This window comes from Mycoplasmopsis californica (assembly GCF_000695835.1).
Lineage (GTDB): Bacteria > Bacillota_I > Bacilli_A > Mycoplasmatales > Metamycoplasmataceae > Mycoplasmopsis > Mycoplasmopsis californica.
Map to the genome: position 1 here is coordinate 451927 of NZ_CP007521.1, position 21574 is coordinate 473500.

Annotated in this window: 19 protein-coding genes; 18 read left to right on the forward strand and 1 reads right to left on the reverse strand. The window is 29.6% G+C overall.

Features of this window, described 5'->3' with window-relative positions; translation table 4 throughout:
- The first annotated feature begins 297 nt into the window (after window positions 1-297).
- The 5 genes from MCFN_RS01840 to MCFN_RS01860 all read left to right on the forward strand — a co-directional run bounded on the left by MCFN_RS01840 (window position 298) and on the right by MCFN_RS01860 (window position 9943).
- Window positions 298-5661: an SGNH/GDSL hydrolase family protein gene (locus tag MCFN_RS01840; RefSeq protein WP_038561724.1), complete on the forward strand. Its 5364-nt coding sequence runs from the start codon at window positions 298-300 to the stop codon at window positions 5659-5661.
- A 41-nt stretch (window positions 5662-5702) separates the two neighbouring features.
- Window positions 5703-5936, forward strand: a complete 234-nt coding sequence (locus MCFN_RS01845) for a YneF family protein (RefSeq protein WP_038561727.1) — start codon at window positions 5703-5705, stop codon at window positions 5934-5936.
- 237 nt (window positions 5937-6173) lie between these two features.
- On the forward strand, window positions 6174-7886 hold the full coding sequence (locus tag MCFN_RS01850; protein ID WP_038561730.1) for a hypothetical protein: 1713 nt from the start codon (window positions 6174-6176) through the stop codon (window positions 7884-7886).
- Between the two features lie 23 nt (window positions 7887-7909).
- The gene (locus MCFN_RS01855) at window positions 7910-8878 is read left to right on the forward strand and encodes an MAG5150 family histidine triad lipoprotein (RefSeq protein ID WP_038561733.1); all 969 of its coding nucleotides are present in this window, start codon (window positions 7910-7912) and stop codon (window positions 8876-8878) included.
- 678 nt (window positions 8879-9556) lie between these two features.
- Window positions 9557-9943 carry a hypothetical protein gene (locus MCFN_RS01860; protein ID WP_038561736.1) on the forward strand — a complete coding sequence of 129 codons (387 nt, stop codon included), beginning with the start codon at window positions 9557-9559 and terminating at the stop codon, window positions 9941-9943.
- A gap of 609 nt (window positions 9944-10552) precedes the next feature.
- Here MCFN_RS01860 and MCFN_RS01870 read toward each other — a convergent pair.
- Entirely contained in the window at window positions 10553-12091 is a 1539-nt protein-coding gene (locus MCFN_RS01870) for a TrkH family potassium uptake protein (RefSeq protein ID WP_038561742.1), read from the reverse strand.
- A gap of 70 nt (window positions 12092-12161) precedes the next feature.
- On the opposite strand from MCFN_RS01870, the gene MCFN_RS01875 reads away from it, so the two are divergent.
- The 13 genes from MCFN_RS01875 to MCFN_RS01925 all read left to right on the forward strand — a co-directional run bounded on the left by MCFN_RS01875 (window position 12162) and on the right by MCFN_RS01925 (window position 21566).
- Window positions 12162-12833, forward strand: coding sequence for a potassium channel family protein (locus MCFN_RS01875; RefSeq protein WP_038561745.1), 672 nt, complete (start codon window positions 12162-12164; stop codon window positions 12831-12833).
- A gap of 182 nt (window positions 12834-13015) precedes the next feature.
- Window positions 13016-13447, forward strand: a complete 432-nt coding sequence (locus tag MCFN_RS01880; protein ID WP_038561748.1) for a division/cell wall cluster transcriptional repressor MraZ — start codon at window positions 13016-13018, stop codon at window positions 13445-13447.
- On the forward strand, window positions 13447-14349 hold the full coding sequence (gene rsmH, locus MCFN_RS01885; protein ID WP_038561751.1) for a 16S rRNA (cytosine(1402)-N(4))-methyltransferase RsmH: 903 nt from the start codon (window positions 13447-13449) through the stop codon (window positions 14347-14349). The genes MCFN_RS01880 and rsmH overlap by 1 nt, the downstream gene beginning before the upstream one ends.
- A 15-nt stretch (window positions 14350-14364) precedes the next feature.
- Window positions 14365-15525 carry an MAG3720 family protein gene (locus MCFN_RS01890; RefSeq protein ID WP_038561754.1) on the forward strand — a complete coding sequence of 387 codons (1161 nt, stop codon included), beginning with the start codon at window positions 14365-14367 and terminating at the stop codon, window positions 15523-15525.
- A 12-nt stretch (window positions 15526-15537) separates the two neighbouring features.
- Window positions 15538-16650, forward strand: coding sequence for a cell division protein FtsZ (locus tag MCFN_RS03410; RefSeq protein WP_051604563.1), 1113 nt, complete (start codon window positions 15538-15540; stop codon window positions 16648-16650).
- Window positions 16651-16756: 106 nt separating this feature from the next.
- Window positions 16757-17455: a 16S rRNA (uracil(1498)-N(3))-methyltransferase gene (locus MCFN_RS01900; protein WP_038561757.1), complete on the forward strand. Its 699-nt coding sequence runs from the start codon at window positions 16757-16759 to the stop codon at window positions 17453-17455.
- 7 nt (window positions 17456-17462) lie between these two features.
- Entirely contained in the window at window positions 17463-18287 is an 825-nt protein-coding gene (gene mutM, locus MCFN_RS01905; protein ID WP_038561761.1) for a DNA-formamidopyrimidine glycosylase, read from the forward strand.
- Window positions 18287-18535: a Smr/MutS family protein gene (locus MCFN_RS01910; RefSeq protein ID WP_051604564.1), complete on the forward strand. Its 249-nt coding sequence runs from the start codon at window positions 18287-18289 to the stop codon at window positions 18533-18535. The genes mutM and MCFN_RS01910 overlap by 1 nt, the downstream gene beginning before the upstream one ends.
- Window positions 18536-18609: 74 nt before the next feature.
- Entirely contained in the window at window positions 18610-19203 is a 594-nt protein-coding gene (locus tag MCFN_RS01915) for a variable surface lipoprotein (protein WP_038561764.1), read from the forward strand.
- An 88-nt stretch (window positions 19204-19291) separates the two neighbouring features.
- Window positions 19292-19897 carry a variable surface lipoprotein gene (locus MCFN_RS01920; RefSeq protein WP_038561767.1) on the forward strand — a complete coding sequence of 202 codons (606 nt, stop codon included), beginning with the start codon at window positions 19292-19294 and terminating at the stop codon, window positions 19895-19897.
- A 789-nt stretch (window positions 19898-20686) separates the two neighbouring features.
- Entirely contained in the window at window positions 20687-20821 is a 135-nt protein-coding gene (locus MCFN_RS03595; RefSeq protein WP_220094637.1) for an ORF6N domain-containing protein, read from the forward strand.
- Window positions 20761-21018 carry an ORF6N domain-containing protein gene (locus tag MCFN_RS03710; protein ID WP_198763704.1) on the forward strand — a complete coding sequence of 86 codons (258 nt, stop codon included), beginning with the start codon at window positions 20761-20763 and terminating at the stop codon, window positions 21016-21018. The genes MCFN_RS03595 and MCFN_RS03710 overlap by 61 nt, the downstream gene beginning before the upstream one ends.
- Window positions 20955-21566 (forward strand): ORF6N domain-containing protein, encoded by a 612-nt coding sequence (locus tag MCFN_RS01925; RefSeq protein ID WP_198763705.1) that lies wholly within the window; start codon window positions 20955-20957, stop codon window positions 21564-21566. The genes MCFN_RS03710 and MCFN_RS01925 overlap by 64 nt, the downstream gene beginning before the upstream one ends.
- Window positions 21567-21574 lie beyond the last annotated feature (8 nt).

The window sequence follows — 21574 nt, forward strand, 5'->3', positions numbered from 1 at the left end:
ACATTTAGAATTATATTATAAAATATGTATTTTGGTGATGACTTTTTATATTTACTGTTTTTTTGCAAAATTGAATAAAAAATGATTTTTTACTCACTTAATATACTGAAATATTATTTTTTTTAATAATTTTCACTTAAATAGCTCCATTTAAAAAAATAGTTCAACTAATGGATTTTCAGGATCAATATAGGTTACATAAAACAAGAAAATATTGCAATTGCAATATATATTAAATTTTTAATTATTTAATATAATTTTATATATTGAAATTTATAAATTAAATTGGAAGTATTCATGAGCAAAAGAGTATTGAAAACTGCATCGACTATAATTGGAATTTTGAGTGCCACAATCGCCTTAGCTGTTGGTATAAGTTTTATTCCAAAAAAAGAAAAACAACTTGTCCATTCAGCTGAAGTTAACCCACAAAAAAACCTTAATGATAATGTAAAAATTCCGACTTTAGAGAAAAAAAGCAAAGATTGTAAACGTGAATCTTTAACCAAATTCGACCATAAAGACCCAGTTAAACTTGAAAACAGACTCTATTCACCAAATGTAATAAAAGCTAGCGAACAAGTAAAATATGTAGCATTAGGAGATTCGATTACAGCCGGTTTTGTCGCTTTTTCTGACAAGGATTACCCTGGTAATTTTGAGAAAAATAGTGTTAAAGGCCTAAGTTATCCCGCTTATATAGCATCTTTTTTTAATGATTTAGGTCGTCTTGAATCATTTGAGAATTTTGGTGTTAGTGGCACAACGTTCATACATTGAAATTTATTGCTAAAATCACAAGGAAAATCAAATAAACTTACAGATTCGGAACTAAAAATCGTTGAATCCAAGTTTGGTATAAATTGAACTAAAAAATACAATAGACTTATTCAGCAATTAACCAATTCTAACCTAATTACTGTGTCATTAGGGGCTAATGACTTTATGCACACAATTTCGGCAAAGATTGGCGAATTCCCGTTTTCAAAAATTATTGAATACATAAATACTAAAAACCCTGACTATACTGAAATTTCAAAAATTGTTAGCGATTTATTTAATGATTTATTCACAAATATAGAAAAAAATCAAACTGAATTTATTGGCACAATCAAAAAAATTGCGCCAAAAGCAAATATTAATTTCATAGCTTTTCCAACACCATTAAGCACCATAATAGACTTGATTGATAGACATATAAACAATTACAGTGAAAACATCTCATTTAGTCTGAGCACTGTTTTAATTGATTTGATTAACAATAAAATTAAATACACTGCTAATTCCAATGGCGTATATTTTATAAACCCTTTTGATGCGAAATATTGAGTTCAAAATCATCGTATTTTATCTAACACTCTCTTTGATATCCATCCTGGGGCTAAGGGATATAAACGAATGGCTCAGGACATTTTCATCAAATTAGTTAACCCATCTCGTGACCAAACAGAATATATCAAAAACGGGATTGAGTGAAACAATGACTATTTTTTAACCGATTCTGATTCATTTTTAACTCAAATTAAGTTGAAGGATGCTCCCTTTGCAACTATTTTGAAACTTTTTGGTCCAAATGTTAAGGATTATGTTTTGGCAGATGATCAACGTTATCTTCAATATTCAAAAACATTCAACAAACAAAATTACTTCCGCAGGGTTCTAGACAATGTCGGATTAGAAAAAATTATTTTTGAGCGTGTATTGCCAACTTTTTTTGAGAGTGATTTTTACTCTAAAATTGACCCAAAACACTCATTAAAAAACTTTTTATACAAAAATAATAAAGAACATCTTAAAAGTTTAAAATCTTGAATGAGCGAACAAAAAATTGTTGCTACATTACTGCAAAACGTAGAGCAACAGTTTTGGCAAAAAGATTGAGATAATGATGGCTTACCCGGTGCTAAAATAACAAAATTAAATTATCTCCTGAGTGCATTTAAAACTGAAATAAGCAATGAGCAAAAAATTATTAGTTATATTTTCAGCCTTACACAAACAAGCCCATTTAAAAACGACTTAAATGAGTTTAAGACTATTATTAAAAACATTTTAACTAATTTTGTTAATTTCGACCTTGCTAAAGAGAAAATCAGTTCAATTATTGATTTAATCTATAAACCAGAGTGAGCTAGTTTTATTTCCAAATCAGATTCTAAGAAATTATTACTTGCCATTTTAAATGCTAATTCAGTTAAACAAGCAATAGTAGACATAGTTGTAAATGTAATTGAAGATAGCCAGAATTTTGCCAAAAATAAAACATTTAGAGAGCTTTGATTCACTTTTATCAATAACCCAAAAAATAAAAGTGTTTTTAAAAACCTTTTATCCTCAGTGTTACAAGACCTTGTACAAAATACTAAATTTCTCGAAGTTGTTCAGAATGTATCGAGAAGAATTATAGAGACATATCCTGATTATTTTGAAGGTGTTAATCACCTTGGTCTTTCAGAGCTGATTATTGATTTAATTAGATCATGGAATAATGTTGACCAATTATTTGGTATTAGCGAGGTTATCGCTGAGTCCTTGCTAAGCCAACTAAAAGCAAAATTACCAAATGAGATTGACTTTCGTGCTTTTAGCAGTCAATTAAATAAAAATTTATCTAAAAAATTAAAAGCCACAAAACCACTGGATGCAAGCTTAATACTGATTAAATCTATTATAAATACTGACCTTCCAAAGCACAGTCAAACAGTGCGAATAATAATTAAAAACCTAATAAATTCAGTAAAAAAAGATAAAATCACTATTCAGAAAATTACCGAACTAATATATTCAAAATTACCAAAAAACCTTTCAAATTCAGTTAATTTAGAACAATTTAACTCAGCAATCCAATCCATAGTTATCTTACCTGAATTCGAAGATTTAATTACCTCATTTTTAAATGATATTAGTACAATTGATAAAGATAAAATTGCAAAAATTAACTCCGTTTCTGAAATAATTTTTGAAATCGTAAAAAATAACTCAAAAACAATTCCAGCAGTTTTAAAATTAATTTCCAAATCTATAGATATCGAAGAAATTCACTCTGTAATAACTAATTTAATTACAAAAAATTTAAAAGATCAAACATATACTCAGTATGTTCCGCAGTTTTTGGCTTTTGCAAAAGATTTATTAAACCAGAATGTAGTACATGACCTAGCTCAAAATTTTGTTAAAAATTCGTTAGCAGAACTCGCATCAGGAACCGATACCAAAAGTATTGAAAAAATATTGAATAATTGATTAAAAAATAGCGAACAGCAAAAATTTATTAAAGAAAAAATAATTGAACTACTAAAAACTAATGCAACCAGTCAAAGTCTAATAGATTTACTATCGACATTTACACACAATGCACTCACAAAGCTTGCGCCCGATAATGGAATAAGTAAAGATGAAATCAAGGAATTTTTAACTAGCCTACTAGCCAAATTTGATAAATTAGAATCTAAAACTCAAATATTCTCAAAACTATTCGATATTTTAGTCAGCGAAATCACTAAGGATACTAAACAATTAAATTGAGCTGAATTTGGTTCTCAAATCGCCACTAATTTATTAGGCGATAAGGCGATTGATTTAGTTAAATTCTTTGTTCAAGAAGATATATTGACACAACAATCAGAATTCATTAAAAAAATAATTAATCTGGGTTTAAAATACGTAACAAATAATCAAAAAATAGCTCAACACATTTATGTCAAAATGGGTGATAAATCTCGTGAATTGATTGAAAAACATATGAATTCGACTGATTTTGTTAGAGCTTTATCTGACACATTTACAAAATCACAAAACCAAATTAATGAGATATTAGATTTAGTTTTTGCAATAATTAAAAAAGATAAAGAAGCTATCATCGAAATCAAAAATATTTTTGATCTAATTAAAATTGCGTTAAAAGACCAATCTTCAAGAGAACAAATTCAAAAAATTATAGAAGACTTGATTACTAATTTAATTTCAACTGATGGTATTTTTAAACTGTTGAACGGATTATGAAAAGATAGCATAACCCCTTATGGAGTTGATGTCGAAACAGAAGCTAACAAAAAATTTGTTAGCGATTTGTATCAAGAATTGCCACAATTAATCAAAGATTTAGGTCTTGTAAAACACGTTTTAGACGCACTAAATTCAACAGCACAAACTAATACAGACACTTCTACATTTGGAGCTGAATTAGTCAAAAATATCATTCAAGAGTTAGATTTTAAAAATTATAAATACGCACAAGTTTTATTAAAATCTAAAACATTAGCAACTCATAATGAAACGTTAAAATCTAATATTTCAAAATTAATTGAATCAGTTACATCTAAAGATGAAAATGTTCAAAAATTTAGCAATGATTTTAAAATTACCGATTCGCTTGTTGAGTTAGGTTTAAGTCCCGAAGATGCGTTGGAGACAGCTAAAAGTGCGTTTAAATCAAATGAATTAAAAACTATATTGGACCTATTTATTAATGAACTTTTTGCAAAAACTGAACAATATAGCAGCCTTGAAACGTGACCAGAGGCTGTGGCAACAGTATTCAAATCTATCGACCAAGATAAAATTAAACAACCATTAACTTCCTGAATTAAATCAATATTTACAAAAAATGAAAAAATAGCATACGCTTTGGGCAAAATAATGGCTCAAAAATTAAGAGAATCTGGCGTAAAAATACCTGAGCAGGATGATATTACCATTCAAAAATTTATTCATTCATTTTTAAAAGCTGGTGTAGAAACTAAAATTTTAGAAAATATTGTTAGTGAAATTTTAGAGGTATTAAAAAAAGTTGATACATTTAAACCAAATGAAATAAAACAAAAAATTCTCGATGCATTTAAAACTGGTGGCACAAAATTCATTATGGATGGCGACACGATAATGCTAGGTAAAATATTTGATAATATTAATCTTTTTGAGTCTATTTTCAGTAAATTAGATACAAAAGCATATTCAGACTTCTTAAATTTGATGTTCAAATATTCTCCACAGGACAAAACAAAAGGTATATATGGAGCAATGTATGGAGCTTCAAAAAGTCAGTTTAATGCCTCTAGCGGTATAAGTGGATTAATTCAAGGTAAGGCATCTAAATTTATTAAAGTATTTGTCAAACCGCTTGCTGAACAGTACTTCAAGGAACTTTCAGAAACTGAAAAAATTTATGCTACAGCGGAAGAAATGAAACAACAATCATCTGCATATCAAAGTCTTTGAAGATTTTATGCATTTTTCGCAAGGATGATGTATGGTAATACAAATCCTAAATGACTATTTTGAAATGGTACAAATTTAACAGCCGAAGCAATCTTAATGAGCGGATTCACAGAATCGTTTAAAGAAGCAATCGAAAAACATAAAGAATTACTAAATAAATATAAAAGCAAGCTAGACATAATTGGATTTAATGATACAAAACAACCTCTCGATTATTGGATAGCAGGAACTCAACTCCTAGTTGAAAAAGGATGATTCGGTAGAACTACAACATACAATTCAAGATCCAATAATCTTTCAGCATCTCGCTATGGTCGGGATCACACTCTAGTTTATATTTATTATGGCGATAAAATTGATACAAAATATAATAAAGGCAAAAAAATGGAAGATATTCTTTTAGAAGATATGATTCGAGGATATCAACCAGTAAAAAATAAATAATTTATGGTAAAATAGATAATACAATATTTAAGGAGGTATTTATGGGGACAACCGGATGGGTATTAACCATTATATTTGTTTCTTTATTTGTAGGTTTAATTGGTGGTTTAATCGGGTTTTTTATCGCAAGATCAAAAATTCAAAAACAAATTAAAGAAAACCCTCCAATTAACGAAAAAATGGTTCGTGCAATGTTTTTGCAAATGGGTAGAAAACCTTCAGAAGCTCAAGTTAAAAATGTTATGCGTTCAATTTATAATGCAAAAAATAATTAGTTTTATTAACACAGTTTAGGCTGTGTTTTTTATATTTAGAAGGACATAATTTAAAATATTCATACATCAAATTGCGTACTATTGCCCCTAAAATTTATAATTTATACTAATTAATATTTATAGAATTTGCAATATAATTTAAATGATTAACATATATCTTTCATTTCGTTAAATAATTTAATTTAATGAGTAATAAATACTCATAACTACTGAAAAACACACAAATTAAGGAGTAATATGAATAAAAAACTATCATTTGTATTGGGGGTATCATCGATTTTACCAATCGCTTTAGCTGCGTCAAGTTGCAACAGCAACAAAAATATAAATCAGGTACAAGCTGATTTAGATAATTTAGAACCCAACGAAATCGGTAAAAAAATGTATCCAATCGAGATTAAGAACCGTCTAAAAATGATGCAACTAAACGCTAAATCTAACGAGGATATAATCGGCTACATAAATTTATTTTTAACTAAACCAATTGACCACAACACTTATCAATATGTAAGTGTGGAAGACCAACTTAAAAGCGTTAAGTTTACACTGAAAATTACTGCAAATAAAACGCTACACACAGCTATATTAAATAATTTAACTCAGTTGGTTGAGCATGACAATGAGGATAAAAAAAATACTGAAGAAAAGATAAAAATAGGTAATATTACAATTAGCACCTCAATAGGTTCGAAAGCACAATCAATGAGTGCTATTGAATTTGGTAAAATTTATAGACAAAAACATTCTGAATTTAATGGCGATCCAGTTAAACTGCTTGATTGATTAAAACAAGACAAATATTTTGATATTGAAGGTGATTATAAAAGTGGTGAATATATTTACCATTTAAGTAAACATTCACACGCTCACGGCGAAAATGAATTTCATGCCTTCTTCACAGCCGAAAATGCTAAAACGGGCATGTTTGATCGTTTATTCGATCTTGATGGTAAACCAGGAATAAGCTTTAATAAAGGTTGAAATACCATCGCTAAAATTGGTAATATATTAATTAAAAAACGTGTAAAAATCAGTGCAAATTACCAAAATAACACTGCTCAACAATTCATTAATGAAATCAATTCGGCAATTGATTCAAAAGCTAAATTAGCCATCATAACAAAATATACAGGGCAGGATTTTTCATCATTTACTGAAGATAAAGCTAATTTAACCCACCACATTAGTGTTTCTGATAACACAAAACAAAATCTGGAACAAGTTGTAGTGAATGTTGCGCTCAAAGCTACTGGACAAAATCAACCTATTCAGTCTCAAAGTGTAATTGTTGAAGGTTTTTTAACTAAATCTAATGAGATAGATGTTCCAAAAAATTCAAATACCAAAAAAGATAACGATAATAAACAGGGCAAAATTGAAAACTCATCAACCAAATCGATGAGTTTCGATGATAATTTAGAAGCTATTGATAAATTTAAAACAAAAGATGAAATCACTCAATATATTGATGCCGACAATGATTTAAACCCAGAAAAGATTAAAGATTTTATTTACGATCTTGAATTAGATAGCGCTGAGGCTGGAAATTTATATAGTGAAGAAGAAGTTAAATTTATAAAAACACTTGTTAACTCATCAACTATAATTAATGGCAAATTTAGCGTTCAAAATAGTAAGTTAGATGAAGTACATGAATTGTTCAAAAAAGCGAGTTCAATAGATGATGCTAAGGAAAAAGCAAAAGCATATGCAAAATTAGCTATTGAATCAAGAATTAAATTAACATCAATAGCTCTTTCTGGCGCCATTAAAAAAGCGCAACAGCAATTAGAATACGCTAGAAAAGACGAAACTAAAGAAAAGTTAAATAAATTAATTCAGCAAGCACAAATTGCAAAAGAACAAAAATATAACCTTTCTTCTAGTTTGGAGATAGTTAAATCTATTAATGATCTAGTTAAAGAAGTGGAAGAAAGTGCTCTGCTTTAATTATTTAGTATGATATTTAGATTATGAAAAAGATAAATTTTAAGATCGCTTTAGGCTTAATCACCACCGCGCCTGTTATGCTTGCATTTTCTTGCACTAACTCAAGTACAGATAAACCAAAATTAACTGGCGACAACGCAAAAATTAGCGAAGAATGAGCCAAATTTACACATATAATTGGACAAATAGAGTCAAGATTGGGTAAAACAGAAACAGAATTTAATCAGAAAAATAAAGCTTTTTCTTTATTTGTGTCAAAATTTCAATCATTGCAAAGGGATTTAATTTCATCATTACAAAAAGTTACAAATCCACTTTTAAATAGCGATAAATTTCTAACCGATAATGAACAAAACAGTTTTAGCAATCTGCAAAAGCAAATATACAGAGATTGATTAATTACTCAAAAAGGTCTTAAATGAGTACAAAATAGTGAAAATATCATCGAAGATTCTCTAATTCAAACTAAATCAACAATTGCGAAATTAAGAACTCAAACTTCAGCAAATGCAATTTACACTTTTAACCAATATATGTTACAACTTGGAAATAAAAGATTTAAAGACCAAGAAATGCAAGCTAAATTAAAATCGTTGAAATTATTTATTAATTCATACATTTTTGATATGGATAAATTAACTGAGGAGCAAAGCGATAATCTTGATAACGAGAACAATCACAAAGCAAACAATCACTCACACACGCATTCGCACGCATTTGTAAATATAAGTTTAAATGCAATTAATCAAAATACAGAATTTCTAACTAAACTAGCTGATTTGATTAAAATAAAGAATAAAATTAATGCTATTGATAATGATTTAAAACGCAAGTTTTACACTGAAAATTTGTATAAAAATTTAAATTTAGACATAAGTGGCTTAGAAGATATTTTGAAAAATGCAAAAGAAGAATTATTTGAAATTAAATCATTAGCAACACAATTGCATGATATATTAGATTCCATGATTAAGGTTGTTAACCCACTGTAATAGTACTCATAATATACCAGCTTTTTAAACAAAGACACAACTTAATAGGGTTCTATAATTGTGCCGTGGTTTAAAGTATGCAAAACAAATAAAATGAGTCGTAATACACGAGTAAAAAATGTATGGAAACTACCCTAATGGTGCTTTTGGCGGAAAAATCTAATACTACAAAGAGTATTAGACTCTAAAAATTTTGCAATTGTTAAAGAGCAACTTCAATTAAATTTACAAGGACCTCAAAAATATATAGCCCAAACAACGGCTGATACATAAGAACACTAAAAAATAATATTAAAGAAGACAATTTAGAATAATTAATGAACGATATAACAATTTGGATATTATCTACATTATGATTTTAACGCCATTTCAATTATGCCTTATCTCTATTATTTGGCTCATAATTAAGAATCGTTTTGTTTTTAGTATAGGTTTTAGGTCGGAAGACTATCTTTCAGCAAATAATATTAAATTACAAGAATATTTTATTGATTTTTTGAGATCAAAAATAAAACATTCTTGTGAAAAAGGATTTTAATTATAGGTGTAGGCATAATTTATACCATCTTGCAATCACTACTTAATTCTTGGATAGCTAAAAAATTCTTCAAATTCGAAATCGAAATATATACATTTATCTTACATGCTTTATTTTAGGTATTTATTGTTTACTTTATTTTGTTAGGTTGTCTAATTACCTATTTATCAAAACTACTACAATTATTAAAAAATAATAGCAATAGAAAAAACTATATTGAAAGCTTTATTGATATTAATTCAAATGAAGAACAAATAATGCTTGATAAATTTTCTTATAATTTCAATCGTGGCAATTGAGCTAATAATAGATGAAATTTTTGATGCGCCTCATCTTATCCACTGCTTTTTAGAGTCAAAAACTCAGAACATATAAATAGATGTGTAGTATATTTAGGAATCGTTCATTCTTATGACAACGTTTATTATTCTAAAATGAAAATTACATTTATTAAAGGCTATGAATCTTTAAATATCTACATGTTTAAAGATATTGCTTTAAAGTACGGGGTGATCGAAAAAACATAATAAATATTCTAGGTCTTAATTAGATCTCGTCTATATCACGATCTAATTTACCAATTATTTTCAAAAGTTATTTCAGATACAAAACCGGAATATGTTCTCATTAAAAATAAATTAAAAATAACGAAAACCAATATAAAATTGAGGTATTCGTTATTTTTAATGCCAAAAACAAAGAACTTGAGAAGACGAGTATTTTATTGAGTTTTTATTAGTAAATTTTTAAGTTGTTTGTGTTGTTTTTGAGTTATTCAATCAGATTTTTGATGTGTACTATTAAATCATAGCACTGCGCAAAAGGTTTTAAATAATATAGAAAAAGTGTTCACTTTAAATTTATTAGATGTGTTTTTGTCTTTTTGATTCAAAATTCGAGTTATTAACAAGCAAAAATGAGCATAATTTAAGGCCAAGGCACATCACAACATTAAAATGGAAATGCTAATTAAAATAATTAACGTAATTTTTAAATTTTCAATATATTTTCATGTAAAAAACACAGTTATTAAGCTAATAATCAGTAGGCAAGCCAAAATTAATAAGAAAATTGTATATGCTTTTTTATTGTTTCGTTTTGAAATGTGTGTAAGTTGAGATGGGGTTAATATTGAATTATCCAATCATAACCTCTTCTTGAATATATTCATACTTGAATGAATTATTAGCTTTTTTTCCTCACACCAACACACTGCTTGTAATACCAAATTGACCGATGAACATCATTATAATTAAAAATATTTTTGACACAATATTTAAATCACGTGTCACACCGACGGTCAATCCCGATGTTCCTAACGCTGAGCAAACTTCGAATGCTAAATGAACAAAATTATACTCAATCGCGTTTAATTTACCTCCATAAGTATCTAAACTTGAAGAAATAATCAATACTCACGCAAAGGTTAAAAAGGCTGAAATACAAAAGACAATTGAACTCATTTTCACAGTTTCATCCGGAATACGTCTTTTAAAGACTCTAACAGTTGGACGTCCCAATATTTTATTGAAGATAGCAAGCACTAGAATTGCAATTGTTGTGGTACGTACCCCACCACCCGTTGACACAGGACCAGCGCCAATAAACATTAAAATTGTTAATACAATAATTGAGCCATTAGTTAAATGATTGATTTGAATTGTACTAAATCCTGCTGAACGAGTTGATAAACTTAAAAAGAAAAGTTGTCAAGTTTTTTGTGCTCAGTTTCCATAATCCCCATTAGATGCAAAAGAATTCGATTTAGCAGCAAATTCAAAAGCACACAACAATGAAAATCCAATTAAAGTTGTAATTAAATAAGTAGTAACGGAAATTTTAGTTATCAATTTAAAAATATAACGTTGTCTATTTTTGCGATTAGTAAGTAGATGTTTTATAAAGCCGGTAATATCATAAATAACCGGATAACCTAATCCCCCAATTAAAAATAGAAATGCAAAATATAATTGCAACTCGATATTCCAGTAATAACTCATTAAAGAGTTTTGACCAATTATGTCAAAACCAGCATTATTTATTGCTGAAATCGTGTGAAAAAAACCATACCGAAAAGCGAGTGAAACATTACCTTTTGGCGAAATAAATTGACCATGAAAATCAATATTTCCAGTCGATCTTGGTGATGCTAAATAAAAATATAAGCTTAAAAACATACCCGAAATAAAAGTAATGATTAACAAAGTTGCTACAGAATGCAGAATTATTTGTTTTGTAGTGCCTAATTCATCAGAGCCTCGTTCGTGTGCAATAACTCGCATTGAATTAACAGAGTTTTTAGCCCGGGGAAACAAAATTGAAATAAAGAATATTTTTAACGCAAAAATTCCAATTCCGCCAGATAAAATTAGTGTTGCAATGATTGCTTGACCGAACATATTTCAAGTTGAATATGAATCGACACTAACTAAACCAGTGTCACTGAACGCTGATGCAGTTGTAAAAATTGCATCCATATATGAAATTTTATTTTTACCCTCTTCAGCATGCGTAATAGGACTTCACAATAACAGTGATGAAGCTAAAACTATCAATAAATAAGTAAAAAATATTATTCTTACATTTGAAACTTTACGCAATCAGTGTAAAGTTGCAGAAATTTTGGCTCGAAAGCGTGAATTTCGCCAACGATTTGACATATCACTTTTATTCATATATTAAATTTTAATACATTAAACATAAAAATAACATAATATAATTAAATAGAAATTTTGCGGGGGTCTTATGCGTAAAAAATTAAATCAAAATATTGCAGTTATTGGTGCAGGTCGTTTTGGTAGTGCGGTTATTAATCAGCTTCTAACCATGAACGTTTCATTGTTGCTAATAGATAGGGACGAAAAAAATCTTAAACCATTTGCTAATCGGGTGGATAAATTAGTTGTCGCTGATGGTGCCGATCCAATTTCATTAGAAGCCTTAGGAATTAAAGACATCGATATTGTCGTGGTGGCAACAAATGATAATACTGAAATTGTGGCAGCTTTAACTGAGTTGCAAGTAAATAACATTATAGCTCGAGCTCAATCAGAAAGACACGCAAATGTTTTGCGCCAAATTGGAGTTAAAACTATTATTAGCCCTGAAAAAGAAGCGGGCGTACGTACAGCTTTAATTGCTGCCAACCCAAACTTTGCTAAGTATTCACTAGGCTTACAGGAATTAGGAGATGGTTTTGTAATGGGGACAACCCTACTAACTAGCGATAAATTTATTAATAAAACTTTAAAAGAAGCAAAATTTGTCGAAAAAGGTGTTAGTGTTGTTTTAATCAAACGGGGCGCTGAAAATATTTTACCTTCTGGATATACAATGTTACAGCAGGGTGATTTAATCACGATTTTAGGTAAAGTTAGCGATGTCACTCATGTTTTTGGAATTTTAAATAAAGAATAGTGAAAAAATTACCACTTTTTCACAAAATTAAAAAACGCAATTTATGCTAATAAAAACGGCTAAAATTGCGTTTTTTAATTTTATTAACAACGATTGGAGACAAAAATTAAAGAATTTAAATAAATTTAAACATTTAAAAACATAAAAAGGTCTATAATTGTGGTAGCTAGTGGGAGGAAGTGGTGTACGGACAATTTGAACGAACAATTGATGCTAAGAACCGTGTGGCGTTGCCAGCAAAGCTGCGTGATGCTTTGGGTAGCAAATTTTATTTGACTATTAGCATGAATAATGTAATCGAATTGAGGGACGAAGCTGAGTTTAACTCAATGACGGCAAACTTAAATGCACAAAGCATTTATGATGCCAACGCCAGAATGCTAAAAAGATATATTTTGGGTAATACACACGAAATTGAATTGGATGCACAAGCGCGCTTCATTATACCTAAACCCGCACTAGCTAAAGGAGAAATCCAAAAAGATGTAATTTTTATTGGGGTTGGTAACTTTGTTGAATTATGAGGAGCCGAAACCTTTAAAAATTATGAACAATCAATTAGCGATGAAGATATTGCCTTAGCTGCTAGAGCGCTCGCTGATAAGGAACGTTAATGCTGGACAAACATTATTCAGTTTTATTAAACGAGACCGTTAGCGCCCTGAAAATCAAACCAGATGGAATTTATCTTGATTTAACATTGGGAATGGGCGGTCATAGCGCTAAGATCTTGTCACAATTAACAACTGGTCATCTGTATGCTTTTGATAAAGATGCATTCGCGATAGAAAAAAGTCGTAGCAGATTAAGTCAAATAAGCAACAATTTTACTTTAATTCATTCAGATTTCCAAAATATTACTGAAGAATTAAAAAAGTTAAAAATTGACAAAGTTGATGGAATTGTGGCGGATTTAGGAATATCATCACCACAAATTGATAACCCAACTCGAGGATTTAGTTACAACAAAGATGCCCCGCTAGACATGCGGATGGATCAATCACAAGAACTTAATGCCCACTATATCATAAATAATTATGATGTTGCTCAATTGGTGCGTATATTACGCGATAACGCAGAGGTTAAGCTTGCTAGTCAAGTTGCGAATGCCATCGTGTATTCGCGCCCAATTGAGACAACATTAGAATTAGCTAATGTGATACGAAGTGGTTTGCCGGCAAAAGTTGTTAAGGTAAAAAACCCTTGCAAAGCTGTATTTCAGGCAATTCGTATTGAAGTTAATAATGAATTAGATTCATTGCGCTCAATGTTGCAACAAAGCCTTAAGTTGCTTAACTGTGGTGGCTCAATTGCCATTATCAGTTTTCACTCATTAGAAGATAGGATTGTAAAACATTTTTTTGGCGATTTAATTAAAAATAAATTGCCAGCAAAAATGCCTGTTGTCGAGACAAAAGAGTACAGCGTTAAAATTTACACTCCATCAAAAGACGAAATCGAGCAAAACAATCGCTCGCGCAGTGCAAAGCTACGTGTGCTAACTAAGTTAAAATAACGAAAGGAGAACTAAATGAACAAGTACTCAGTGAATTTTGAAATATCTGATAAAAAAATCGATGTCAATATCGCTACTATCAATACAGCTTCGTTTAGTTCTGTATTTGCTCGAAGCATCGCACAATGAGATTTTGAAATATTGCAAAATTTAATAAATGAAGTTAAATTATTTATTAAAAATAAATTGCCTAGTAAAAAAAATATCATTGAATATACACTGATTTTAGATGATGCAATGGTCCAAAATGAAATTTTGCACAATAGCTATGAAGTTAAAGTTGAGCATCAAGTCAAAGTTGCTCACAAAGACAAACTAGACAAATATTTATTATCTGCTAGAAATAATCCTAACTATTATGTAATATCTCAAGCTCCATTTATGTATGAAACAGTGTTTAATGGCGAAAGTAAAAAGTATGCTCACTTCCCACTAAACAAAAATGCAAATAAAATTATTTTTTATCACAGTATGGTCTTGATTGACAAAAAAGACACTAAATATACTGCCATTGTCAAAACATTCAGCCAGAATTCAATTGAGTTTAAGCGAATTCTATTAAGCTCAACGTGCCAAAATGTTTTGCAAGAAAAAAATACTCACTCAGTTTTAGTGGAACTTAATTGAGACTCAATTATAATTAATGGCTTCTTTAACTCAATACCTGTTTGAAAACAAAAATACAACTTGAATTTTGAAGCATTCTTTGCAAACATTGCTAAAAAATACAATCACAGTATTACAGTTGCCAAACACATTGTAAATGCAGTAGTTAATAATTGAAATTTTCATCTTAAAAATGTCAACGAAGATTCAAAAGAACGGACAATATTTCAGGCCCTAGGGAATTTGATGTGTAAGATCGTTTTTAAAATGATTACACAATCATATAATGATAATTACGGTCAAGGCCAATATGTCGACTATATAATCAGCGGAATTCAGCCAAAATATTTAGAGTATTTATCAAAACAATATACATCGTTGAATGTATCAGCCATTGACTTAAGTATGGCTCAGAATACAAATTTAACCCCAGCTCAGCTTGGAGCGAGTGTATTTGCAAACGGCAATAAAGTTATTAACCTAGCAAATACACTAACAGACATTGAAAATTTAAGACCTAAGAATTTCTTGCAAAAAATCTTTGGTTTTTCAAAAAATTATAATGCTTAAAAAGGAATTAATATGTCGCAAACTGAAAACTTAATTAAAATTAAAGTAATCGGTGTAGGCGGCGCTGGCAACAATATTGTTTCATCCTTAGTTTCAAAAGAATTAGAAAACATTGATTTAATAGTTGCTAACACAGACTTTCAAGTACTAAACAATTGCCCAGTAGAGAAAAAAATTTACTTAGGTGACTCAACAAAAGGACTAGGTACAGGGGGTGACCCAGAAATCGGGGCTCAGTGTGCTAAAGAAAGCATTGACGAAATAGAAAAATCTATTGAGGGTGCTGACATCGTCGTTGTCGTTGCAGGCCTAGGTAAAGGGACAGGGACAGGCTCTGGACCGGTTATTGCTCAAACAGCCAAACAAAAAGGTATTTTAACACTTGCAATGGTCGCAACTCCATTCGAGCAGTTCGAAGGTTCACGTGTAAGTGCAATCGCAAATCAGGGATTAAGACAATTAAAAGACAGTGTCAATGCCTACATGGTGTTGAGCAATGAAAAACTAGTTCAACAAAATATAGATTTTCCTTTTTCACAAGCATTTAAAATGATTGACGAAATAGTTGCCAAGTGTTTAAGTACAATAACACAAATTATTAATCAACCAACAAAAATCAATGTCGACTTCAATGATTTTAAAGCTATCTTGCAAAATGGCGGTAAAATCGTGATTGGCTCAGGCAAAGCTCAAGGTGATAACAAAATTCAGTCCGTATTTGCAAACGCAACTGAATCAGCGAACATAATTGATAAACCTCAAAGTTTTTCACACGTTATATTCCACTGCTTACTTGACCAACATTCAGCATATTCTGAAATAATTGCCCTTAAGAATTCTTTAATTGAACATTTTAATATGGATAGTACAATCGACACTAGATTAGCCATTGGTAATTACGAAAGTCCAGATTCAAAAGATGATAGCCTACAATTTAGCTTTATTGCCACTGAACAAGAAATAGTACAACAAATGAATAAAACCGAACCAGATGATACTCAAACTCAATCAGAAAGCGATATTGATGAGTTAACTCGAAACGTTGCATTCAATAATTCTTGAACAAGCTCAGATCTCCAAACTGGTGAAAAAAACCAAAACAGAGACAAAATTCCTAATTTCTAATAATAAATCTAGCGTAAGCTAGTTTTTATTTTGCTTTTTTGATATCTCAATCAACGCTTAAAACTATTCCATAATGTATAATTAAACATATAAAATGGAGGTTTAAATGCATAGATTTTTTTGCGACCAAAAAGATGGAGATACCTTTGTCCTTGATTCCAATTTACTGCACCACATTAAAGTTGCTCGACTTGAAAACGAGAATTTTTTAATTAATTATAAAAATCAATTTTATGAGTGTTTTTTTGAAAAAAACACTGAAAAAGCACACATAATTGCACAATGAAATATTGACAATGAATTTAATGGTAATGTAGTTTTAGCAGCTCCCATTATTAAACCAGACCGTTTTGAATGAATGTTAGAAAAATCAGTGGAATTAGGTGTAAAAACAATTATCCCAACCATATCTCAATATTGTAATCATAAATTAATTGAAAGCAATTTCAATCCCAAAAAATATATGCGTTATCAAACTAAAATAAAAAACGCTGCCGAGCAGAGTTTTCGCAATATTTTGCCCCAAATTACTCAACCAGATAAACTTTTAAACACAATCTCACACTACGCCAAACTTAACTATACAATCTATGTTGCTCACGAAACACTGAATTCTGAATATCAAATCACTTCATTGACGACTAATTCATTGATTGTAGCTGGCCCTGAGGGTGGGTTTAATGACAAAGAAATTCAAGCGATTAAAGACCTGAATTATTCTAAAATTATATTTATTTCATTAGGAAAGAGAATTTTACGAGCTGAAACAGCAGCCATTGCAATGCTTGCTAAAATTCAAGAATAGGAGTATTATGCCAGAAATGCCAGAAGTTACAACGGTTGTTCGTTCATTACAACCCAAAATTGTAGGTTCAAAAATTCTAAAAGTATTAATTTACAAAGAAAAACTAATAAAAGATATTAATGCTGAGGATTTTAAACTATCAATTGAAAATCGCCAAATTAAAAATATTTTCAATGTTGGTAAGCATATAATTATTGCACTTGAGGGCGATATCTTCATTTTAAATCATTTAAGAATGAGTGGGAAATATAGTTTTTACCAAAAATGACATGAACCAACCCTGCATGACCACGTTGTATTTGAATTATCAAATGGTTTTTTATATTTTAATGATGCACGCGCTTTTGCTACATTCCATCTTAAAAGCGCAGATAAACTATATTCAACCTCACCTTTGAATAAACTTGGTAAAGTACCATTTGAAACTGATATTGACTGATTGTACAAAAAGATAGCGAAAAAATCTTCGCCAATCAAAAACATATTACTTGATCAATCATTAGTTTTAGGTATAGGTAATATCTACGCTAATGAATCGCTTTTTGAGTGTTCGTTACACCCTAACACACCTGCTAATTTTTTAACAAAAAATCAGCTTAACAATTTAATCCAAACTGCCGGTAAAATTATGGATATTGCCACCCAAATGGGCGGGAGTAGTATTCAATCTTATTCATCATTAAACGGGCAAAAAGGGAGCTATCAAAACTTATTAAAAGTTCATGGTAAAAACGGACAAAAATGCCTAAAATGCTCAGATTCAATCCAAAAAATATGAGTAGGTGGGCGTGGAAGTTACTTTTGCCCTAGTTGTCAGCAGGAGACAAAATAATGTACGATGAATATATAATAGATCTCCACGGGTGCAATGTTGAACAGGCAATATCAAAAATAATTTTAGGTTTAGCAAACGCTGAAAATAACAGCTATGATTGCGCCTTAATTATTACAGGCAAAGGAACAGGGGCGATGAAAACTGTGGTTGAAGAATATTTACATTCTGAAGGATTGGAATTTGAACTAATAAGAGAGGGTAATTATTTAATCCCTATTTATTATCAAGAGCCTTTTGATTATTAATTAGATTGTTTTATTATAAAAAATTAAGTTTATAATTTATTATAGAAAATTCTTTATTGATTAAGGAGAACAAAATGAAAAATAAATTTTGAATTTCGCTAGGAGGCGTATTAAGTACTACTGTTGCAGTTCCATTGATTGCTGCATCTTGTGGGAAAACTGAATCTCAATCACGTGTTAAATTAGTTGGAACAAGCACTGAATTAGCTAATCAAACTGTACCAAATAAGAATAACGACAATAGAGCAACTTATAAAGATCTTCTTTTTGATGAAAGTGAAGTTAAATTAGAATTTACAAATACAAAAATCAATGACGATATTTTAACAAGTAAAAAAGACAATGGGCTACAAGTATTCTTTAATTCATACAGTAATGTTGTTGCATTGTATGGTACAAAAAAAACCCCCGAACAAAAACCATGAGAGGCACCGAAAATTGCAACTATTTCTGGACTTGATTCTTACTTATTAACTAATGATAAGGAACCGATTTATATTAAAAAAGATAAGAAAAAACCCGATAAACACTACCTAAATAATAGCGGCTATTTAAACGTTACCAAAAATGATGCCGGTAAATATGTTGTTAAGTTTAGATTGTTTAAAAAAGAAGCTAAGGGTGCTGTATCTATTTCAACACAAATTTATGAAATGGTGCTAAACTAACAAATCAGTAAATTGACTGGATAAACCAGTCATTTTGTATAAAAATATTAATCCTAAACTTAATATTTATTAGTGAGAAAAGGATAAAATGAAAAAATTAATTAAATTAAGCGGTCTATATTCTTTTGCAGGTATCTTACCATTCACTATTGTTGCTTGCAACAACACAAATGAACAAAAACCAAAAGATCAAACTACTACAAGTTCAACTCTAAAAGAGACTGAGCAATTTAAGCCAGTATTTGCATTAGTTGAAAACACTGAAAAGAATAGTGCAGAAGGTTACGAATATAAAGCGAAAAATCAAGTTGTTGCTGTGGCAACTAAATTTGGTATTTCAGCCGAATCTCTATCATTCGAATCCAAAAACACAATGACTGCACTTGTAACCAAAAAGGCGACTGTATTTTCAACGACAAAAGACGGAGTTATTCAATTAGTTCAAGTAAAAAATAACAAAACACCTGCAGATGGCCCAATTATCGGAATAGTTAAAGGCCTTCCACAAGGAATTACCTTAACTAAGGATTCAAATCCCGTCTATAATGATAGAAATAATCAAAATAAAGAAAGTGGCTTCTTAAAAGTTAAGAAAAAAGATGGTAAATTTGAAATTAAATTTAGATTGTTTAAAAAAGATGCTGATGGCAAAATTCAAGTTTCTACCGAACTATACACTTTAACTCTAGATTAATTATTAAATATGTAGTTATTCAAAATAAGTTCAGGCTAACTATGTCCTTAACTTATTTTTTATTTTAAAAATATGGCGTAAAAATATGAATTTCCTAGTTTCTAAGTTTTACTAAAAACATAAAAATAAAACTTATTTACAACCTTAATTTAACTTTTTACTTTTTTATATGCAACTTTTTAAAAGTTATTCATCATTCTACCAAATATCCAGATAGTCTTAATTTAAATACTGATAGTTACATACTAATAAATATAAAATCATTTTAGTATCCTAACTAAATACTAAAAATATATTAATTAAATCAAACAAATTCTTAAAAACATTTAGTAATATGAAAATATTAAATACTTTTAATAAGAACAAACTAAAGAATATTAAAATAAAAATAAGTGTTGTTGAATTCTAAAATATTGTTTTAAAACAAATTGAGCGAGGTGGCTAGCTATAAATGGATAACAAAATCAAAATATTTGAGTAATGAAAAACAAGAATGCTGTCTAGTATTATTGATATTTTAGGTATTTTTTTAAAGTAATAATCCAAAAAAGTATTGGTGCATATTGAAAACAAGACTAAAAAAAAGGGGGGTGCATTAGCTACAATTTGTAGACAGCTGAAATCCATGTAGTTTGTTTCCGGTAAGCGAGATGCACAAAACTAAGCACTTGACTCTTAATTTTAGTTAAATTACAACATTATGGACATTACCACAAAAATAGACCCCGAGATAAGGTAAGATTATAGGTACAGGTTGCGTGATGTTCTAAGGAAAAGAAGGAGGTATATATGACAAAAGATAAAAATCTCATCATTGTCGATAATATAGAAATACAGAATATTATTTATACCATTAGAGGGAAATGGGTAATGCTGGACAGTGGCCTTGCAGAGTTATATCGCGAGTTGAAACAAAGTATTTAAATAAGCAAAGAAATAGAAATGCATCAAGATTTCCAGAGGATTTTTGTTTTCAATTAACGAAAGAAGAATATGAATTTTTGAGGTGCCAAAATGGAACCTCAAGTTCAAATAATAATTATGTGGTAGAAGATATATGCCCTATGTCTTTACAGAACAAGGAATTGCCATGCTTTCTGCTGTTCTTAAAAATGATATAGCTGTGGATGTAAGCATTAAAATTATGAATAGTTTTGTAGAAATGCGAAAATTTTTACTATCTAATCAAGAATTGTTTGCAAGACTAGATCGATTAGAATTAAAGCAATTAGAAACAGATAAAAAATTAGATGAAGTATTTCACTATATTGCATCAAATACTGAAGTAAAACAAAATATCTTTTTTAATGGTCAAATCTGTGATGCATTCAGCTTTATTGTAGGTCTTATCCAAAAAGCTAAGAAAGAAATAATACTAATTAATAACTATGGTGATGCCAACACTTTAAACATTCTTTCCAAGAAGAATAAAGATGCAGACATTGACATTATGACGGCAAGCAAAGAGAATTTATCAACAAAAGATATTGCGAAATTTAATGCGCAAAATCCAAATTTATTGCTTAAAACCACTTCAGATTTTCACGATAGATTTATAATCATAGATAAAGTAGAAGTTTATCATATAGGAGCTTCTATAAAAGATGCAGGTAAAAAGAGTTTTGGTATTACGAAAATAGAAGATACCGACTTGATAATAGCCTTTTAAGTAAAGTG